The following is a 16,835-nucleotide window of genomic DNA, read 5'->3' as shown; positions in this document are numbered from 1 at the left end:
CCCTGCTCTACCGACTGAGCTATCTGGGCGTGGGCGCTATTAAACGGATTTTAAGGCGGATGGTCAACGGGAAATTTCACTTTTTGTCTCGTTCGTCTCTTTTTTGCGCAACATCGTCCATTTCTGCCACTTCTTCGGCACAGGCCGCGCCTTTTCGCCCCCAGACTCTGGGTTCCTCCCCCTTGAGCAGGCGGGAGATGTTCTCGTGATGGCGGATCAGGATAAGGCAGGAGAGCAACGAGACTGGCAGGGTGTATTCGGGTTTGAGCAGGTAGGTAAAGAGCGGCGTCAGCAGCACGGTAATGATGGAGGCCAGCGAGGAGTAGCCGCTCACCAGCAGCACCAGCAGCCAGGTGCCAATCACGGCGCCCCCCATGGTAAAGCCGATGGGCATCATGGTCCCCAGTGCCGTGGCGACTCCTTTGCCACCACGAAAATGAAAGAAGATGGGGTACATATGGCCGAGGCAGGCGGCGACCCCGATAAAGCCGAGGTAGACGGGTTTGATCTGCAGATACCAGGCGAGATAGACGGGCACAGTGCCCTTGAGTACATCGAGCAGCAGCACCACCAGCGCCGCCATCCGGCCACCGAGGCGCAGCACATTGGTTGCCCCCGGATTGTGGGAGCCATGATCCCGCGGGTCGGGCAGACCGGTGCAGCGAGAGACCAGCACAGCACTGGATAGTGAACCACCCAGGTAAGCCAGAATAATCATCAAAATCGTCAGGGCCGTCATCTTGGTCGTTTTTACCACGATATGAATGGGGTATGATGCGGGCCACATACGCTGGCATGGGCCCATGCCCACCCAGAGCGCCTCGGCAAGCCTGTTGCCCGGCCAGCATCCCTGCGCTGTCATCACAGCCCATCAAGAGTAAAGAAGAAGTACAGTCATGGACAAGGTGTTTATTCGCGGACTCGAAGTTTTGACCACCATCGGTGTATATGAGTGGGAGAAGGGCATTCGCCAAAAGCTCCGTTTTGACCTCGAGATGGGGTTCGACAACCGCCCCGCCGCCGCAACCGACGACATCAATCTGGCACTGGATTATGCCGACCTCTCCAACAAGATCTGCGAGCATGTCACCGGCAAGGTAGTCGAGCTGGTCGAGACCATGGCCGAGCAGGTCGCCATGCTGGTACTCGCCGACGAGCGGGTTCAGTGGGTCAAGGTCACCCTCACCAAGCCGGGCGCCGTACCCAATGCCGCCGGTGTCGGCGTCGAGATCCTGCGCCACCGCACCCCGGCGGCGAGCAGCAACTGATGACTACTATCTATATCAGCCTTGGTTCCAACATCGAGCGGGAGCGCCATATCCGCGCCGGGCTCGATGCATTGCACGCTGCCTTCGGCGAGCTGCGGGTCTCCCGGGTGTTCGAGAGTGAGGCGGTAGGCTTCAATGGCCGTCCTTTCTACAACCTTGTTGCCGCTGCCGAGACCGATCTGCCGCTGGTTACCGTCTGCCAGCTACTGCGCGAGATGGAGTTCGCCCACGGTCGCGAGCCGGATGCCAAGAAGTTCGCCCCGCGCACGCTGGATCTCGACCTGCTGCTCTATGGCGATCTGGTCTGCGAGACGCCGCTGGTGCTGCCGCGCGGCGAGATCCTCACCAACGCCTTCGTGCTCTGGCCGCTGGCCGAGCTGGCCCCCGGACTGCGCCACCCCATCGATGGCAGCACCATGGGCGAGCTGTGGGAGTGCTACGACAAGGCCTCCCAGCAACTCAACCCCATTCCCTTTCACTGGGAAGCGCGGGAGCTGCAGCACTACTGATCGACAAGGGCACCTCGCGGTGCCCTTCTCGTTGATGTGACTTCTTATCCTGTTCTTTCTTATCCTCTGGCCTGAGCCGAAGTCGTGCCCCCGTCTCGCGCCAGTTGGGCGAAGATCAGTGCCGCCAGCATGGAGAGCAGTCCGACACAGAGGTAGGTAAGGTGGAATCCTGCCAGCCACTGGCCGTTGGCGGCTGAGGTGCCCGCCGAGAAGAGCCCCAGCAGGCTGGCGGCAATCGCCACCCCCAAACTCATGGAGAGCTGCATCACCACCGAGAGCAGGCCGTTGCCGCTACTGGCCAGGGTCGGGCTGAGATCTTGCAGCGTGAGAGTGTTCATGGCGGAGAACTGCAGCGAGTTGATAGCGCCGAAGATCGCCAGCCAGCCCAGCAGCACGCCATAGGGAAGCTGGTTGTCGATAAAGTAGAAGCTGGCGATCATGGCGCCGAGCAAGAGGGTGTTGCCGATCAGGATGCGGCGATAGCCCACCCTGGGGATGAGTTTGTTCACCAGCGTCTTGGTCAGCATGGCGCCAAGCACCGTCGGGATCATGGTCATCCCCGCCTTGCTCGGGGAGAAGCCGAGCCCCAGTTGCAGAAAGAGCGGGGTGAGGAACGGCATGGCACCGCTGCCGAGGCGGGCAAACAGGTTGCCCCAGACACCGATGGCGAAGGTGGCGGTCTTGAACAGGTTCAGGCTGAAGAGCGGCTGCTCCGCACTGGCGGCATAAAGCCAGTAGCTCGCCATCGCCGCCAGCCCGAAGATCAACGCAAACAGCGCCCAGCCGGTGGAGATACTGTGCTCCCCCAACCCCTGCAAACCGACCGATACCAGCACCATGCCGAGGCTGAACAGCACGAAGCCCTGCCAGTCAAAACGGGCGGTCGCCTGACGCAGATCGGGCATGAAGTACCAGCTCGCCATAAAGCCGATCACCCCCACCGGCAGGTTAATCAGAAAGACCCAGTGCCAGCTCGCCACCTCGACCAGCCAGCCACCCAGCGCCGGTCCCATCAGCGGGCCAAGCAGCCCCGGAATGGTGACGAACGACATCACCCGCAGCAGCTCCCGCTTGTCATAGACCCGCAGTACCGCCAGTCGTCCCACCGGCATCAGCAGCGCGCCGCCAATCCCCTGCAGCACCCGGGCAGCCACCAGCATCGAGAGCGAACCGGAGGCGGCACAAGCCAGCGAACCGAGGGTGAACAGCGAGATCGCCGCCAGATAGATGCGACGGGTACCGAACCTGTCCGCCAGCCAGCCGGAGGCCGGGATAAGCAGGGCCACCGTCAGCATGTAGGCGATCACCACCGACTGCATCTGCAGCGGGCTCTCCCCCAGCGTCTCGGCCATGCTGGGCAGAGCGGTATTGAGAATGGTGCCATCCAGCGACTGCATGAAAAAACCGACAGCCGCCAGCATGGGCAGCCACTTGCGCTGGGCCGAGGTCACCCCGAGTGAAACTTCCGCCATAACAGACCACCTCCACTTCAGGAATAAAAAGACCCGCTCTCGTTGTTACGGGCGGGTCATGTCAGACATCAGGCATCCGGCTGGCCAAGCATGGCCTTGAGCTGCTCTTCGAGACTGGGCTCGGGAGCCTTGAGCGTATCAAGGAACAGCCGCTCTATCCCCGCCTTGTCCTGAGTTTTCACGATAAACACCAGTCGGGACTGGGCCTTGCCCTCCGGCCACTCACCCAGTGCCTGCAGCGGATAGAGCTGACCGTGGACGCCGTGGATCACCACCGGTTGGCTCTCCCCTTCCAGCTGCAAGATCCCCTTGAGCCGCAGCAGAGCATCGCCGTATTGGGCCTGCACCGCGTCGATGGCAGCCAGCAGGCGAGAGGGCTTGAGCGGCTCGCCGATGCGCAAAGAGAAACTCTCGATGTTGCCGTGCTCGAAGTGGGTGGGCGCAGCGGTGCCCACCTTGGCGGCGAACGGCTGCATCTTGGGTTGCATCGGTGACGCCAGCCCCTGCTTGGGGGATTCGGTGCGCAGCCAGGCCAGCAGCTGGCGCACATCGCGCCCGGCCGCTTCGTTGTAGGCACCCAGCTTATCCAGCACCTTGGGCGAGAGTTCGCCATTGGTCACCAGCTGGATCGGCGCCGCCGGATTGAGGGCCGCCAGCTGGGTTTCGACCCGCGCCAGCTGCTCGCCATCCACCAGATCGCCTTTGCTCACCACCAGCAGATCCGCCAGCGCCACCTGCTTCACCGCCTCATACTGGGCTGCCAACTGCTGCTCGATATGGCCGGCATCCACCACGGTGACGGTGCCGTCGAAGCGGTAACGCTGGGCGATAAAGCCCTCCTCCCTCAACGTGAACAGCACCGGGGCCGGATCGGCAAGGCCTGTGGTCTCGATGATGAGTCGCTTGAACGGTTTGATCTTGCGCTGAATGGCCTTCATAAAGAGCCCCTGCAGCGCCTCCACCAGAGAGCCCTGCACCGAGCAGCAGATGCAGCCGGAGTCGAGCAGCATTACCTGCTCATCCACCTGCTGCACCAGATGGTGATCCAGCCCCACCGAGCCGAACTCGTTGATCAGCACCGCGCACTCGCCGAGTTCCGGCTGCTTGACCCAGTGGTTGAGCAAGGTGGTCTTGCCGCTGCCGAGAAAGCCGGTCAGCAGGGTCACTGGGATGCGGGTATCTTGCATATCGGTCATGTCAGATCCTTACCGGTTGGCAAACAGGTCGCTGAGCCAGCGGTTTTCAAAGCGGCCGTGGGGGTCGAGTTCACGCTGCAAGGCCACGAAGTCGTTCCAGCGCGGCAGCAGAGCCGGGAAGTCGTAGAGATCCATCGCCAGATGCTTGCCGAAATGGGGAATGCCGCCGAGCGGCGCCAGCAGTTGCTGCAGCTCGCGCATCTGCTCCATGGAGCCGTTGACGAAGGTGCCGTCCGCAGCCAGATAGACCAGAAAACCGATCCAGCAGACCGGCTGGCCGTAAGCGGCACTGAGCCACGCCTCGGAAGAGCCGGTGCAGCGCAGGATAAAGGGGTAGTGCAACACGCCCGGATTGGCCTGCTGCCACACTTGCAGAGTCTCCAGCGCCTCGTTCATACGATGGAGCGGCACCGCCACTTCACAGTTGATCTGGGGGGCCGGAATCCCCTTGCAGAGGATCTGATAGACGTTGCCCACCAGATCGGAGGCATCCTTGAAGCGGCGCACCGTCTCGAAGTGCTCACCGGCCAGCGCCTCATCCTTGGTGTCTTTCGCCATCTTCTGCAGGGTGGCATCTATGGTGGCATTCATGCGGGCGTCGATATCGCCATCCAGCAGCAGCGGCTCGCTGCCACCGGCGCGGTAGCGGACCACCTCGTCATCGGAGGCGGGATCCACCAGCCAGATGTGGCTCTCGCCGGTCCAGGCAAACCACCAGCTCTTCACAAAGCCGTGCTCGCGGTTGAGCCGCTCGTTGTGCTCCAACAGGAAGGGATAGTCGGTGGTGAACTTGGTGCAGCGCATGATGCGGTTCGGCACGGTACGCAGGGTAACGTCGAGCAGGATGCCAAGCATCCCCATCCCCATCACGAAGGCGCCGAAACGCGGGTCGGATCGATCAACCCGGATGATGTCGCCATTGGCCAGCATCACAGTCATCGCCTCTACCGCATCGCACAGGGCTGACTGATGCAGCCCCTGACCGTGGGTGCCGGTGCTGAGGGCGCCGCCCAGAGTCTGGATGCCGATAACCCCGGGGGAAGCCGGCAGCATCCGCTCCATAGCGATCAGCTCGGCATAAACGATATCGAGGGGCGTCCCCGCCTGATAGGTCACGGTATCGGCAGTTTTCGCCAGCTGGCCGCGCAGGTGGTGCAAGTCCACCAGCAGCGCCTGAGTGCCCTCGGCATAGACGCTGTGAATGGGCTCAAAAGAGAGGCCGGAGCCGATAAGGCGCAGCTTGCGCCCGGGGTGTTCCCGCAGTAGTTGCTGCAGCTCGTCGCGGGTTTTCGGGCGCCACACCTGATCCAGCACCCCGAGGGGATTGGTTCTCGACCAGTTGAACAGCACCTCCCGATTACCAATCGCCTTGATGCTGTGAAATGCCTGGAACTGAACCGTCATACCGCGCCTCATCTCTTGCTGACGTCAAAATGAGCGACGATTCTACCGAAAAGCGGGCGCCAAGGCATGGAAAACAAGACCCTGCCAATCTGGTGGAATTGGCCTCATTCCCGCTATCGCCACATTGTCGGAATCATTTGGTACTGGTCGGCGAGTCTCTCAGACAGTACCCGGGATATCGCCCGCCAGCGCGGTGGCCGACTCTTCCTGTTCCTTTGGCAACAGCTCGTCGCAGAACTGGCGCAGCGGCATGGGACGGGCAAACAGGAAACCCTGCAGATAATCGACCCCCTTGCTTCTGAGGTAGTCAGCCTGCCTGCCGGTTTCTACCCCCTCAGCAACCAGCGCCAACCCGAGGCGAGTTGCCAGATCGATCACGTTGTCCACGATATGCTCCGAGAGCGACTCGGTGCCGATACGGGCGATAAAGGACTGGTCGATCTTGAGGTAGTCGACATGGAACTGCTGCAGATAGATCAGGCTGGAGTGGCCAGTCCCGAAATCGTCGATTGCCAGCTTGACCCCCATCTCGTCCAGCTGACGGAACAGGGAGAGGGTCTTGGGATCCGCCACCAGCAGCTCACGCTCGGTCAGCTCCAGCACCAGTACCACCTTGCCGGGGGCAAAGTGATCGAGGAACAGCCGGCACTCCTGTAGCAGGGCAAAGTCGTGACAGTGAGCGGCGCTGATATTGAAACTGATATGAAAACCATCGGGCAAAGAGCGTTGCACCCAGCTCAGCTGAGCCGCCACATTGCGCATCATCTGGCTGGTCATGGGGACGATCAGCCCCGACTCCTCCGCCTGTGGAATAAAGAGATCGGGGCGGATCACCCCTTCGGTGGCATGATTCCAGCGCATCAGCACCTCGGCTCCCATCATCCGCCGGGTATCGCTGGCCACCAGCGGCTGCAGATAGGGGACAAACTCCTTCGCCCGCAGTGCCCGGCGCAGCTCATCTGTCGGAGAGCCAGGTCGCCCCAGCACCCACCACACCAGCAGGGAGAGCAACAGGGATGCGCCAACCAGCGACAACAGCGCCGTCTGGCGAGCTTCCCACAGCGAACGCCAGTAGAGTGGCATGGTATAGCCGGCATAGATGGTGAAGGGGTAACGCTGGGAAGAGAGTTCAAGACTGGTGCTGTGGTGCAGTCTGGGCAGGCGTTCAAGATAGCGACCCGATTCGCTGAGCCAGGCCGAACCGACCTGCAGGAACAGCTCGCTCGGCTTGCCACTCAGGGAGAGCATGAAGCTGAGCTGGGTACTGTCGATGGCACTCAGGGCCGCATCAGAACCCTGTTCGAGACGCACCACCAGCAGCGGGTGATTCTTGCGTACCCGGTTGCCGCTCATCAAAAGCAGCTTGCGCCCGGTGTAGATAGTGCTGTCATCTGCATCATTGGCCTCGCCAAACAGGGAGGTACAGTTGATCACCCCGTCGCGCACCAGATTGACCGAACGCAGAAACGGTTCGAGCGCAACCGTCTTTCTCAGGATCAACAGGTTCTTGGCACAGGGAGCATTGACCAACGGCAACACCTCCCGGTTGGCCTCCTCGGCCCTGTCCAGCATCTCCTCCAGCAGCAGCTTCGCCTTGTGCGCCGAATCGCGAGAGTCAGACCTCAGATCCTGAACATAGATACTGTGAATGATCCAGCTACCCACCAGCAGCGGCAGGGAAAATACCAACAGAGCACTGCCAACACGCAGCCTGGTTCGGGAGAGATCGATCCGGAATAGAAACATAGAGAGCCACGCCACAGTTGGTCAGAGCCGCCCGCAGGCAGACATCCATATCATACCGACCAACGCAGGGATCTCCCGACTGGTCATAACCAAACAACATAACGCAAAGCACTTATAAAACGAACAGCGAAAACTGTGGTTGGATCACAGCCCGCAGCAACAAGCCTCGAAAGAGGCTCAAGAATAGAAAGCCGCAAAATAGAAATGCCGCGTATTACGCGGCATTTCTCGTTACAGCTGTGCAGTGAGGCGTTAGACCGCCTGCTGCAGGATCACCGCATCGGCCTTCTTGGTGTAGGAGGCGATCTCGTTGAAGTTGAGGTAGCGGTAGGTGTCAGCCGCCGTGGCATCGAGCGCCTTGGCGTATTGCAGGTACTCCGCCACGGTCGGGATCTTGCCGAGGATGGCGGCAACGGCTGCCAGCTCCGCAGAGGCCAGATAGACGTTGGCACCCTTGCCCAGACGGTTCGGGAAGTTACGGGTGGAGGTGGAGACCACCGAGGCACCCTCCGCTACCCGCGCCTGGTTGCCCATGCACAGGGAGCAGCCCGGGATCTCGATGCGGGCACCGACGCGACCAAAGATGCCGTAGTAGCCCTCTTCAGTCAGCTGATCCTTGTCCATCTTGGTGGGCGGCGCGATCCACATGCGGGTAGGCAGCTCGCCCTGATACTTCTCGAGCAGTTTGCCGGCGGCGCGGAAGTGGCCGATGTTGGTCATGCAGGAACCGATGAACACCTCGTCGATCTTGTCGCCAGCCACGTCGCTCAGCAGACGGGCATCGTCCGGATCGTTCGGCGCACACAGGATTGGCTCCTTGATGGTGGCCAGATCGATCTCGATGATTTCGGCGTACTCGGCATCCTTGTCCGCTTCCATCAGGGTCGGGTTGGCCAGCCACTCTTCCATCCCCTTGATGCGGCGGGTGATGGTGCGCGGGTCACCGTAGCCTTCGGAGAGCATCCATTTCAGCATCACGATGTTGGACTTCAGATACTCGATGATCGGCTCTTTATCCAGCTTGATGGTGCAACCGGCAGCGGAGCGCTCGGCACTGGCGTCAGCCAGCTCGAACGCCTGCTCTACCTTCAGGGTCGGCAGACCTTCGATCTCGAGAATCCGGCCGGAGAAGATGTTCTTCTTGCCCGCTTTCTCGACGGTCAGCAGCCCTTTCTGGATGGCGGCGTAGGGAATGGCATGGACCAGATCACGCAGGGTGATGCCCGGTTGCAGCTCGCCCTTGAAACGCACCAGCACAGATTCCGGCATGTCCAGCGGCATCACGCCGGTGGCGGCGGCGAAGGCCACCAGACCGGAGCCCGCCGGGAAGGAGATGCCGATGGGGAAACGGGTGTGGGAGTCACCACCGGTACCCACGGTATCCGGCAGCAGCATGCGGTTCAGCCAGGAGTGGATGACGCCGTCACCCGGACGCAGAGAGACACCGCCGCGGTTCATGATGAAGTCCGGCAGGGTGTGGTGGGTCTGTACGTCGATGGGCTTGGGATAGGCTGCAGTGTGGCAGAAGGACTGCATGGTCAGATCGGCAGAGAAGCCGAGGCAGGCCAGATCTTTGAGCTCGTCGCGGGTCATCGGGCCCGTGGTATCCTGGGAGCCGACCGTGGTCATCTTGGGCTCGCAGTAGGTGCCGGGGCGAATGCCCTTTACGCCGCACGCCTTGCCCACCATCTTCTGGGCCAGAGTGAAACCTTTGCCGGTATCGGCCACCGGCTGCGGGCGACGGAATACGGTGGAGAACGGCAGACCCAGCGCTTCGCGAGCCTTGTCGGTCAGGCCGCGGCCGATGATCAGCGGAATACGGCCACCGGCGCGCACTTCGTCGATCAGCACGTCGGTTTTCAGTTCAAACTGCGCCAGCACCTGTTCGGTGCCGTGCTTGCAGATCTTGCCGGCAAACGGGTAGATGTCGATGACGTCCCCCATTTCCAGCTTGGAAACGTCCACCTCGATGGGCAGGGCGCCGGCATCTTCCATAGTGTTGAAGAAGATCGGGGCAATCTTGCCACCCAGCACTACGCCACCGGCGCGCTTGTTCGGCACGAACGGAATATCGTCGCCCATAAACCAGAGCACTGAGTTGGTGGCGGATTTACGGGAAGAGCCGGTACCGACCACGTCGCCGACATAGGCCAGCGGGAAACCCTTCTCTTTAAGGGCATCGATGGTCTTGATGGGGCCAATCGCGCCATCCTTGTCGGGGGTGATGCCTGGACGAGCGTTTTTCAGCATCGCCAGGGCGTGCAGCGGAATATCGGGGCGGGACCAGGCGTCCGGCGCAGGAGAGAGGTCGTCAGTGTTGGTTTCGCCGGTCACCTTGAACACGGTGACGGTGATCTTCTCGGCCAGCTCCGGGCGTGAGAGGAACCACTCGGCATCGGCCCATGACTGCATCACCTGCTTGGCGTGGGCATTGCCCGCCTTGGCCTTCTCCTCCACGTCGTGGAAGGAGTCGAACATCAGCAGGGTGTGGGAGAGACCCTTGGCAGCAAGAGGAGCCAGGGTCGCATCATCCAGCAGGTCGATCAGCGGCTGAATGTTGTAACCACCCTGCATGGTGCCTAGCAGTTCAACGGCTTCGGCGGCAGTCAGGATGGGAGAGTGGGCTTCGCCCTTGGCGACGGCGGTGAGGAAACCGGCTTTGACATAGGCCGCTTCATCAACACCGGGGGGAATTCGGGAGGACAACAGCTCTTTCAGAAAGTCTTGTTCGCCGGCGGGCGGGTTCTTGAGCAGCTCGACCAGGGCGGCGACCTGCTCTGCGTCCAGAGGTTTGGCAACCACGCCCTCGGCAGCACGTTCTGCGACGTGTTTACGGTATGTTTCAAGCACGACTAATTCCTCTTTGGTCTTTTTTTGGGGTTCGCCCACGCTCGCGGCGATCGTCCTTGCGGGACACCCCGTAGGGTGCTCCCCACTATATAAGTTTTAACGACCAATTAAAATCCAAACCCTGTTAACCAATTCAACACAAAACCGTAACCAATTAAACAGGCTGGCATTTTTTGAAAATTAAATGCCAGCCCGGATGCAGAGTTAACAAATACGCATCATTTATCCATTATTGGAACGTAGTGCCCAATTGCAGATAGAAGACGCCATTCCCCTCCTCCGCCATGCCGTAGCCGAGGAACACCGGGCCAAGGAAGCTCTCGACCCCCACATAGACGGAGCCGGCGGTGAAGGAGCTGTCAAAGCTGATATCTTCACCCTTGTCCCACACCCCGCCCTGCTCGAGGGAGCCGCCCAGATAGAGCGGCATCTTGAGGGCACCGAAGTCGTTGTCTGCTACCCGGTAGATGTAGCGCAACCCGCCAAACAGGCTGTAGCGACCGCTCAGCTGATAACGCTGGAAGCCGGAAAGACGGAACAGCCCCCCCAAATCCTGGATATAGAGCGGCAGCGCCTCCTGACTGCTGGAACCACCGCCCTCAAACATCAGGTTGAGGCTGTGACGCCCCCATGACCAGGGCTTGATCATGGAAAAGTTGTAGTTCCACCCCTCGTCGCGGCTGCTCTGATCCTGCTCTCCGCCGGAGAGATTGACGTGGGAATAACCCAGCTTCATATCCCACTTCTCGCCCGAGTAGGGGAAATAGAGGCTATCCAGGGTATCGTGCTCAAAACGGATGAAGGGCCCCCATGCGGTGGCATCCACACTGGTATTCTTGAAGTTTTTCAGATCGATATTGCCCACCCTTCCCTCCAGCCCCGTGTAGATGCGGCTCCATGGCTGGCTGTTCCAGCCAACGGCCAGATCGGAACTGAAGAAGGAGTAGTCGCTGTCGAGGTAGTTGAATGTATCCGGCTCGGAGCTGAAGATACGGCGCTGGGTCTTGTCATAGGCCAGACTTGCCTCGCCAAAGAAGGTCTGGGAGGGCTCCAGCGGGGTATAGAAGTCGGTCTTGATATGTTTGGCCGTACCAAGCGACGCTTCGGTCAGCCACTCCCCGCCCCAGTTGTTAACGTTGGTGAGGGTGTAGGACATGCCGACGTTGTAGTTAGAGGTGTTCTCGAAATCGTCGGAAAAGCCGAACTGGAAGTTGAGGTAACCCGGCCCCCAGTTCTTCTCGCTGGCATCGACCACCAGTACGTTCTCACCATCGCGCTCATCCACCTCGTAGGTGATGCGGTCAAAGGACTCCAGCGCATAGAGGCGGCGAATGCCCGCCTCCAGACTCTCGTTGGTCTGGATCTTGTCCGGTCGCACATCCAGCATGGCGCGCACCGTCTCGTCGGAGAGGCGCGACTTGTTGATGATCTCCACCTTGTCGATGTAGTAGGCGGGCAGGCCGCTGCGTTCGGCACGGCGACTCAGCTTGCGGTTGCGGTACTCGTTGTAGCGCTCCTTGCTCAGGGAGAGCTTGTCGAGTTCCAGCGACACCTTCTCGGCCGCCGCCTCGCCTATCTTGATCCCCTCCGGCATCCGGGCGAAATCAGCGATCCCCATGTCGCCAAACTCGGGAGTGAGCAGGATATCCTTGGGCCCCAGCAGCGCCTTCTGCTTGTCGGTGCCGACCTGGGTCATGTAGGTAGTGAGCTGGTCGATCATGGCAAGGCCGGACTTGAGGGACTCGCGGGTGCGCAACTTGGCACTGATATCCACCGCGATCACCACATCGGCTCCCATCGCCTTGGCCACGTCCACTGGCATGTTGTTGACCGCACCGCCATCGGCCAGAATCCGGCCATCCCACTCCACCGGCTTGAGCGCCCCCGGAATAGACATGGAAGCCTGCATCGCCTTGGCCAGACTGCCGTGATCGAGCACGTAAGGGGTGACCGTCTCCATATCGGTTGCCATGGCACGATAAGGAATCGGCAGATCATCGAAGCTCTTCAGCGCCGGCAGGTTGGAGGTGGCAGTCCGCAGCAAGCTGGCCATGGATTGGCCCTGAAAGAAACCATCCGGCAGCTGAATGGTGTCGCCATTGACGCCGATATCGGTGCGCAGCTGATACTTCTCGGTCTGCTGCTTCTTGCGCAGGGAGAGCTCATCACGGCCCACCTTGTCCTGATAACCCTTGTTCCAGTCGATGGCCAGCGTCGTGCGCTCCACCTCCTCGGCGCTGAGCCCCATGGCGTACATGCCCGCCACATAGGAGCCCATGCTGGTGCCCACTATGATGTCGACCGGGATGCGCTTCTGCTCCAGTACCTTGAGGATACCGATATGGGCCGAGCCCTTGGCGCCACCACCACTGAGCACCAGTGCCACCTTGGGGCGGCCACCATCAGCGGCCTGCACCAGCAGCGGCATGGCCGCCAGCATAATCAAAAGCAGTCGGGTCCATCCCGCACGAACGCTGCGCATCATATTTTCCATCTTGTTCAGGAAGCCGGTCACCAGAGATGGCCTCTACTATAAGGGGCCGGAGCACAAGCGCAACCGGCATTCCGGCCAATTCAGCCTCTCCCGGATCTATTCGTCCGCCAGCCCCTTGTGAGCGCAAACGCAATCCATAAATAAAGGGCCGAAAGGCTCATGGGTGCCCCCTCTCTGCCGCTAATATGAGAGTCGTCAATCTCTACCTTTCGGGCACTTATATGCTGGCAACCCTGACCCTCAAACAGAAAATTCTGGCCACCGTCACCCTGGCCGTCGTTATCTCCTGCCTGCTGGTGGGCTACTTCAGCCAACGCGCGGCGCAACAGCTGATCGAAAAACGGATGTTCGAACAGGAGCTGCCCAACCTGACCCAACGTATCAGCAAGGAGATCGAACAGGATCTCAACGGTATCGCCCGTGCGGCACAGCAGCTGGCCACCGACCGCTTTATTCTCGACTGGGTGGATCGGGGCATGCCCAAGGAGCAGGAACCACTGCTCATCAACCAGCTCAAGGATGTGGCCAACCAGTACGGGCTGGTCACCGCCTCCTTTGCCGATCGCCAGACCGCGGCCTACTACAACCAGGATGGCTTTCTGCGCAACCTCACTCCGGCTCAGGATGCCTGGTTCTATGACTACACCAAGAGCCAGAAGGAGATGACTCTCAGCATCTTCCGCGAGAGCACCGGCGAGATGAAGCTGTTCGTCAACTTCCAGCAGCTCAATGGTCGCGGACTGGCCGGCTTTGCCAAATCTCTCGACTCCATGGTTGCCATGGTGTCCAACTTCCGGCTGGAAGATAGCGGCATCGTCTTTATGGTCGATGGCAGCGGCAAGGTGAAATTGCACCCCGATGCCAGCCGGATAGAGCGTGACAACCTGAGCCAGCTGGCAGGCAGCGACAGTGGCAACCTGCTGGCCAAGCGCCCCTTTGCCGTGATCAGCGCCGAAGTGAATGGCGAGCCCATGGTGCTGGCCAGCAGCTATATCCCGCTGCTCGACTGGTATCTGGTCGTCCAGGTACCAGAAGCAGAGATCTACGCCGAGCTGGATCAGAACCGCAACCAGATCCTGATGATCTCGCTGGTCATCGCACTCGCCATGGGGGCCATGGGTATGCTGCTGGCGGGCTCTGTCAGCCGCCCGCTCAACGAACTGGCACGTCTGTTCAAGGAGCTGGGCAGCGGTGATGGCGATCTGACCCAGCGCCTCAAAGTGGAGGGCCGTGACGAGCTGAGCCAGGTTGCGACTGGCTTCAACAACTTCGTCGCCAAGATCCACGGCTCCATCGAGCAGGTGGCAAGCAACTCCCGCCAGCTGGCCACAACGGCCAACGAGGTGGCTAGCAAGGCCCAGCTGACCCAGCACAACTGTACCGCCCAGCGTGACCGTACCGTACAGGTGGCTACCGCCATCCACGAGATGGGGGCCACCGTGGGCGAGATTGCCGGCAACGCCTCACTGGCGGCGGATGTCGCCAAGCAGGCCAATGATCAGGCGGATGCCGGTGCCCACGTCGTGGCACAGGCCCGCCACGGCATCGTCGGCCTCTCCGGGGAGATCGAGCAGGTCGCCGGTGTGATTGAGTCGCTGGCCAGCCAGACCGACTCCATCGGCAGCATCCTCGAGACCATCCGCAGTATCTCGGAGCAGACCAACCTGCTGGCGCTCAACGCCGCCATCGAAGCGGCTCGCGCTGGCGAACAGGGCCGCGGCTTCGCCGTGGTGGCCGACGAGGTGCGCAACCTCGCCAACCGCTCCGCCGCCTCTACCGCCGAGATCCAGGAGATGATCAACCGGCTGCAGGATCAGAGCGCCCGCGCCGTCAGTGCCATGGCCCAGGGCCGCAACCAGAGTCTGGAAGTGGTGGCACAGGCCGATGAAGCCAACGCCGCGCTCGGCCATATCACCGCCCACATCACCCAGATCAACGACATGAACATCCAGGTCGCCACCGCGACCGAGGAGCAGTCGAGCGTGGTCGGCGAGATCAACCGCAACGTGGAAGATATCAACCAGCTCACCATGGAGACGGCCGATATCGCCCACCAGCTCACCGAATCGAGCCGCAGCCTGCAGCAGCTCTCTGCCCAGCTGGACAAACTGGTTGGCAACTTCCGGCTATAAACAGGGCCATCAGGCACGATAAAAAGGGCGCTGCGGCGCCCTTTCTCATCTGCGCGCCATGTCGTGACGCACAGCCTTCGCCGCCTCTGCGCAGCCATAGAGCAATGAGCCAACAGCGGGAGGCATGATGGGCAAACAGGTAGTCGTGGGGTTGCTGATGAGCCTGCTCTGCGCCTGCAGCAGTGGTGGCAGTGGTACCTTCTGCCCACCGGGACAGGCCAAGAAGGGACGCTGCTAATTCCCTTTGCCCGGCGATCTAAAACAAAAAGCCGCTCGATTGAGCGGCTTTTTCATGAAGCGGACAGAAGATTACTTTTTCTTCTTGGCCTTGGCGTTCGGCAGGTCGGTGATGGAGCCTTCGAACACTTCGGCTGCCAGACCCACTGACTCGTGCAGAGTCGGGTGAGCGTGGATGGTCAGCGCGATGTCTTCGGCGTCGGCACCCATCTCGATGGCCAGACCGATTTCACCCAGCAGTTCACCACCGTTGGTACCGACGATGGCACCACCGATGACGCGGCCGCTCTCCTTGTCGAAGATCAGCTTGGTCATGCCGTCGGAGCAGTCGGACGCAATGGCGCGACCGGAAGCAGCCCACGGGAAGGTGGCGACTTCGAAGTTCAGGCCCTGTTGCTTGGCTTCCTTCTCGGTCAGACCAACCCATGCCATCTCTGGCTCGGTGTAGGCGATGGACGGGATCACTTTCGGGTCGAAGTAGTGCTTCTTGCCGGCGATCACTTCGGCGGCAACGTGACCTTCGTGCACACCTTTGTGGGCCAGCATCGGCTGACCAACGATGTCACCGATGGCGTGGATGTGGGCCACGTTGGTACGTAGCTGCTTGTCCACCTCGATGAAACCGCGCTCGTTGACGGCAACGCCAGCCTTCTCGGCATCCAGCATCTTGCCGTTAGGCACACGGCCTACGGCAACCAGCACGTTGTCGTAGCGAACCGGCTCGGCCGGAGCGTGCTTGCCTTCGTAGGAGACGTACAGGCCGTCTTCACGGGCTTCAACTGCGGTGACCTTGGTCTCCAGCATGATGTTGAACTTCTTGGCAACGCGCTTGGTGTAGATCTTGACGATATCTTTGTCGGCAGCCGGAACCAGCTGGTCGGCAAATTCCACCACGTCGATCTCGGAACCCAGAGAGGAGTATACGGTACCCATCTCCAGACCGATGATGCCGCCACCGATAACCAGCAGTTTGCCAGGAACGGTTTTCAGCTCCAGCGCATCGGTAGAGTCCCATACGCGGGGATCGTCGTGCGGAATGAACGGCAGCTTCACCGGACGGGAACCGGCCGCGATGATGGCGTTGTCGAAGGTCACAGTGGTCTTGCCATCAGCGCCTTCAACTTCGATGGTGTTCGGGCCGGTGAACTTGCCGAAGCCGTTCACAACCTGAACTTTACGCATCTTGGCCATGCCAGCCAGACCGCCGGTCAGCTGGTTGATAACCTTCTCTTTCCACAGACGGATCTTGTCGATGTCGGTCTGCGGTGCACCGAAGACGATGCCGTGCTCGGCCAGCGCCTTGGCTTCTTCAATCACTTTGGCTACGTGCAGCAGGGCCTTGGAGGGAATGCAACCCACGTTCAGGCAGACGCCACCCAGGGTGGAGTAACGCTCGACGATAATGGTATCCAGACCCAAATCGGCCGCACGGAAAGCAGCGGAATAACCGGCAGGGCCAGCACCCAGTACTACGACCTGGGTTTTGATTTCTTTACTCATCATGACCTCTTTGTCGTTCTTGTATCC

11 protein-coding genes are annotated in these 16,835 nt (G+C 60.7%); 3 read left to right on the top strand and 8 right to left on the bottom strand.

The window, feature by feature from the left end:
- Nucleotides 1–76: 76 nt before the first annotated feature.
- On the bottom strand, nt 77–739 hold the full coding sequence (gene plsY, locus BS300_RS13855; RefSeq protein ID WP_042053596.1) for a glycerol-3-phosphate 1-O-acyltransferase PlsY: 663 nt from the start codon (nt 737–739) through the stop codon (nt 77–79).
- A 157-nt stretch (nt 740–896) separates the two neighbouring features.
- On the opposite strand from plsY, the gene folB reads away from it, so the two are divergent.
- Both folB and folK read left to right on the top strand, forming a co-directional pair.
- Complete coding sequence (gene folB / locus BS300_RS13850) at nt 897–1,268, top strand: dihydroneopterin aldolase (RefSeq protein ID WP_005356584.1); 372 nt, start codon at nt 897–899, stop codon at nt 1,266–1,268.
- A complete protein-coding gene (folK, locus tag BS300_RS13845) occupies nt 1,268–1,777 on the top strand; it encodes a 2-amino-4-hydroxy-6-hydroxymethyldihydropteridine diphosphokinase (RefSeq protein WP_071913434.1) in 510 nt (169 codons plus the stop codon). Before folB ends, folK begins: the two co-directional genes overlap by 1 nt.
- 59 nt (nt 1,778–1,836) lie before the next feature.
- Here folK and mdtD read toward each other — a convergent pair whose 3' ends face one another.
- The 6 genes from mdtD to BS300_RS13815 form a co-directional block, all read right to left on the bottom strand.
- Complete coding sequence (gene mdtD, locus BS300_RS13840) at nt 1,837–3,249, bottom strand: multidrug transporter subunit MdtD (protein ID WP_071913432.1); 1,413 nt, start codon at nt 3,247–3,249, stop codon at nt 1,837–1,839.
- Between the two features lie 68 nt (nt 3,250–3,317).
- Entirely contained in the window at nt 3,318–4,445 is a 1,128-nt protein-coding gene (locus tag BS300_RS13835) for a GTP-binding protein (protein WP_071913431.1), read from the bottom strand.
- A 9-nt stretch (nt 4,446–4,454) separates the two neighbouring features.
- Nucleotides 4,455–5,849: a D-arabinono-1,4-lactone oxidase gene (locus BS300_RS13830; protein ID WP_071913428.1), complete on the bottom strand. Its 1,395-nt coding sequence runs from the start codon at nt 5,847–5,849 to the stop codon at nt 4,455–4,457.
- Between the two features lie 159 nt (nt 5,850–6,008).
- On the bottom strand, nt 6,009–7,595 hold the full coding sequence (locus tag BS300_RS13825; RefSeq protein WP_071913426.1) for an EAL domain-containing protein: 1,587 nt from the start codon (nt 7,593–7,595) through the stop codon (nt 6,009–6,011).
- A gap of 252 nt (nt 7,596–7,847) precedes the next feature.
- Nucleotides 7,848–10,445, bottom strand: coding sequence for a bifunctional aconitate hydratase 2/2-methylisocitrate dehydratase (gene acnB, locus BS300_RS13820; RefSeq protein ID WP_071913424.1), 2,598 nt, complete (start codon nt 10,443–10,445; stop codon nt 7,848–7,850).
- 229 nt (nt 10,446–10,674) lie between these two features.
- A complete protein-coding gene (locus tag BS300_RS13815) occupies nt 10,675–12,927 on the bottom strand; it encodes a patatin-like phospholipase family protein (RefSeq protein ID WP_071913449.1) in 2,253 nt (750 codons plus the stop codon).
- Nucleotides 12,928–13,160: 233 nt separating this feature from the next.
- Between BS300_RS13815 and BS300_RS13810 the strand changes: the two genes are divergently transcribed.
- Nucleotides 13,161–15,071, top strand: coding sequence for a methyl-accepting chemotaxis protein (locus BS300_RS13810; protein WP_071913423.1), 1,911 nt, complete (start codon nt 13,161–13,163; stop codon nt 15,069–15,071).
- Between the two features lie 309 nt (nt 15,072–15,380).
- On the opposite strand, the gene lpdA is transcribed toward BS300_RS13810, so the two are convergent.
- Complete coding sequence (lpdA, locus tag BS300_RS13805) at nt 15,381–16,808, bottom strand: dihydrolipoyl dehydrogenase (RefSeq protein ID WP_033115370.1); 1,428 nt, start codon at nt 16,806–16,808, stop codon at nt 15,381–15,383.
- Between the last annotated feature and the right edge of the window lie 27 nt (nt 16,809–16,835).

Origin of the sequence: Aeromonas sp. SCS5, assembly GCF_001887375.1 — a bacterium.
GTDB classification, from domain to species: Bacteria; Pseudomonadota; Gammaproteobacteria; order Enterobacterales; family Aeromonadaceae; genus Aeromonas; species Aeromonas jandaei.
The sequence above is the reverse complement of the archived record's forward strand: the minus strand, read 5'-3'. Positions and strand labels throughout refer to the sequence as shown.

Excerpts from the sequence above, each read along its gene's own strand:
- plsY (WP_042053596.1), bottom strand. The coding sequence starts at position 739 with ATGACGGCCCTGACGATTTTGATGATTATTCTGGCTTACCTGGGTGGT.
- folB (WP_005356584.1), top strand. The coding sequence starts at position 897 with ATGGACAAGGTGTTTATTCGCGGACTCGAAGTTTTGACCACCATCGGT.
- folK (WP_071913434.1), top strand. The coding sequence starts at position 1,268 with ATGACTACTATCTATATCAGCCTTGGTTCCAACATCGAGCGGGAGCGC.
- mdtD (WP_071913432.1), bottom strand. The coding sequence starts at position 3,249 with ATGGCGGAAGTTTCACTCGGGGTGACCTCGGCCCAGCGCAAGTGGCTG.
- BS300_RS13835 (WP_071913431.1), bottom strand. The coding sequence starts at position 4,445 with ATGACCGATATGCAAGATACCCGCATCCCAGTGACCCTGCTGACCGGC.
- BS300_RS13830 (WP_071913428.1), bottom strand. The coding sequence starts at position 5,849 with ATGACGGTTCAGTTCCAGGCATTTCACAGCATCAAGGCGATTGGTAAT.
- BS300_RS13825 (WP_071913426.1), bottom strand. The coding sequence starts at position 7,595 with ATGTTTCTATTCCGGATCGATCTCTCCCGAACCAGGCTGCGTGTTGGC.
- BS300_RS13815 (WP_071913449.1), bottom strand. The coding sequence starts at position 12,927 with ATGCGCAGCGTTCGTGCGGGATGGACCCGACTGCTTTTGATTATGCTG.
- BS300_RS13810 (WP_071913423.1), top strand. The coding sequence starts at position 13,161 with ATGCTGGCAACCCTGACCCTCAAACAGAAAATTCTGGCCACCGTCACC.
- lpdA (WP_033115370.1), bottom strand. The coding sequence starts at position 16,808 with ATGAGTAAAGAAATCAAAACCCAGGTCGTAGTACTGGGTGCTGGCCCT.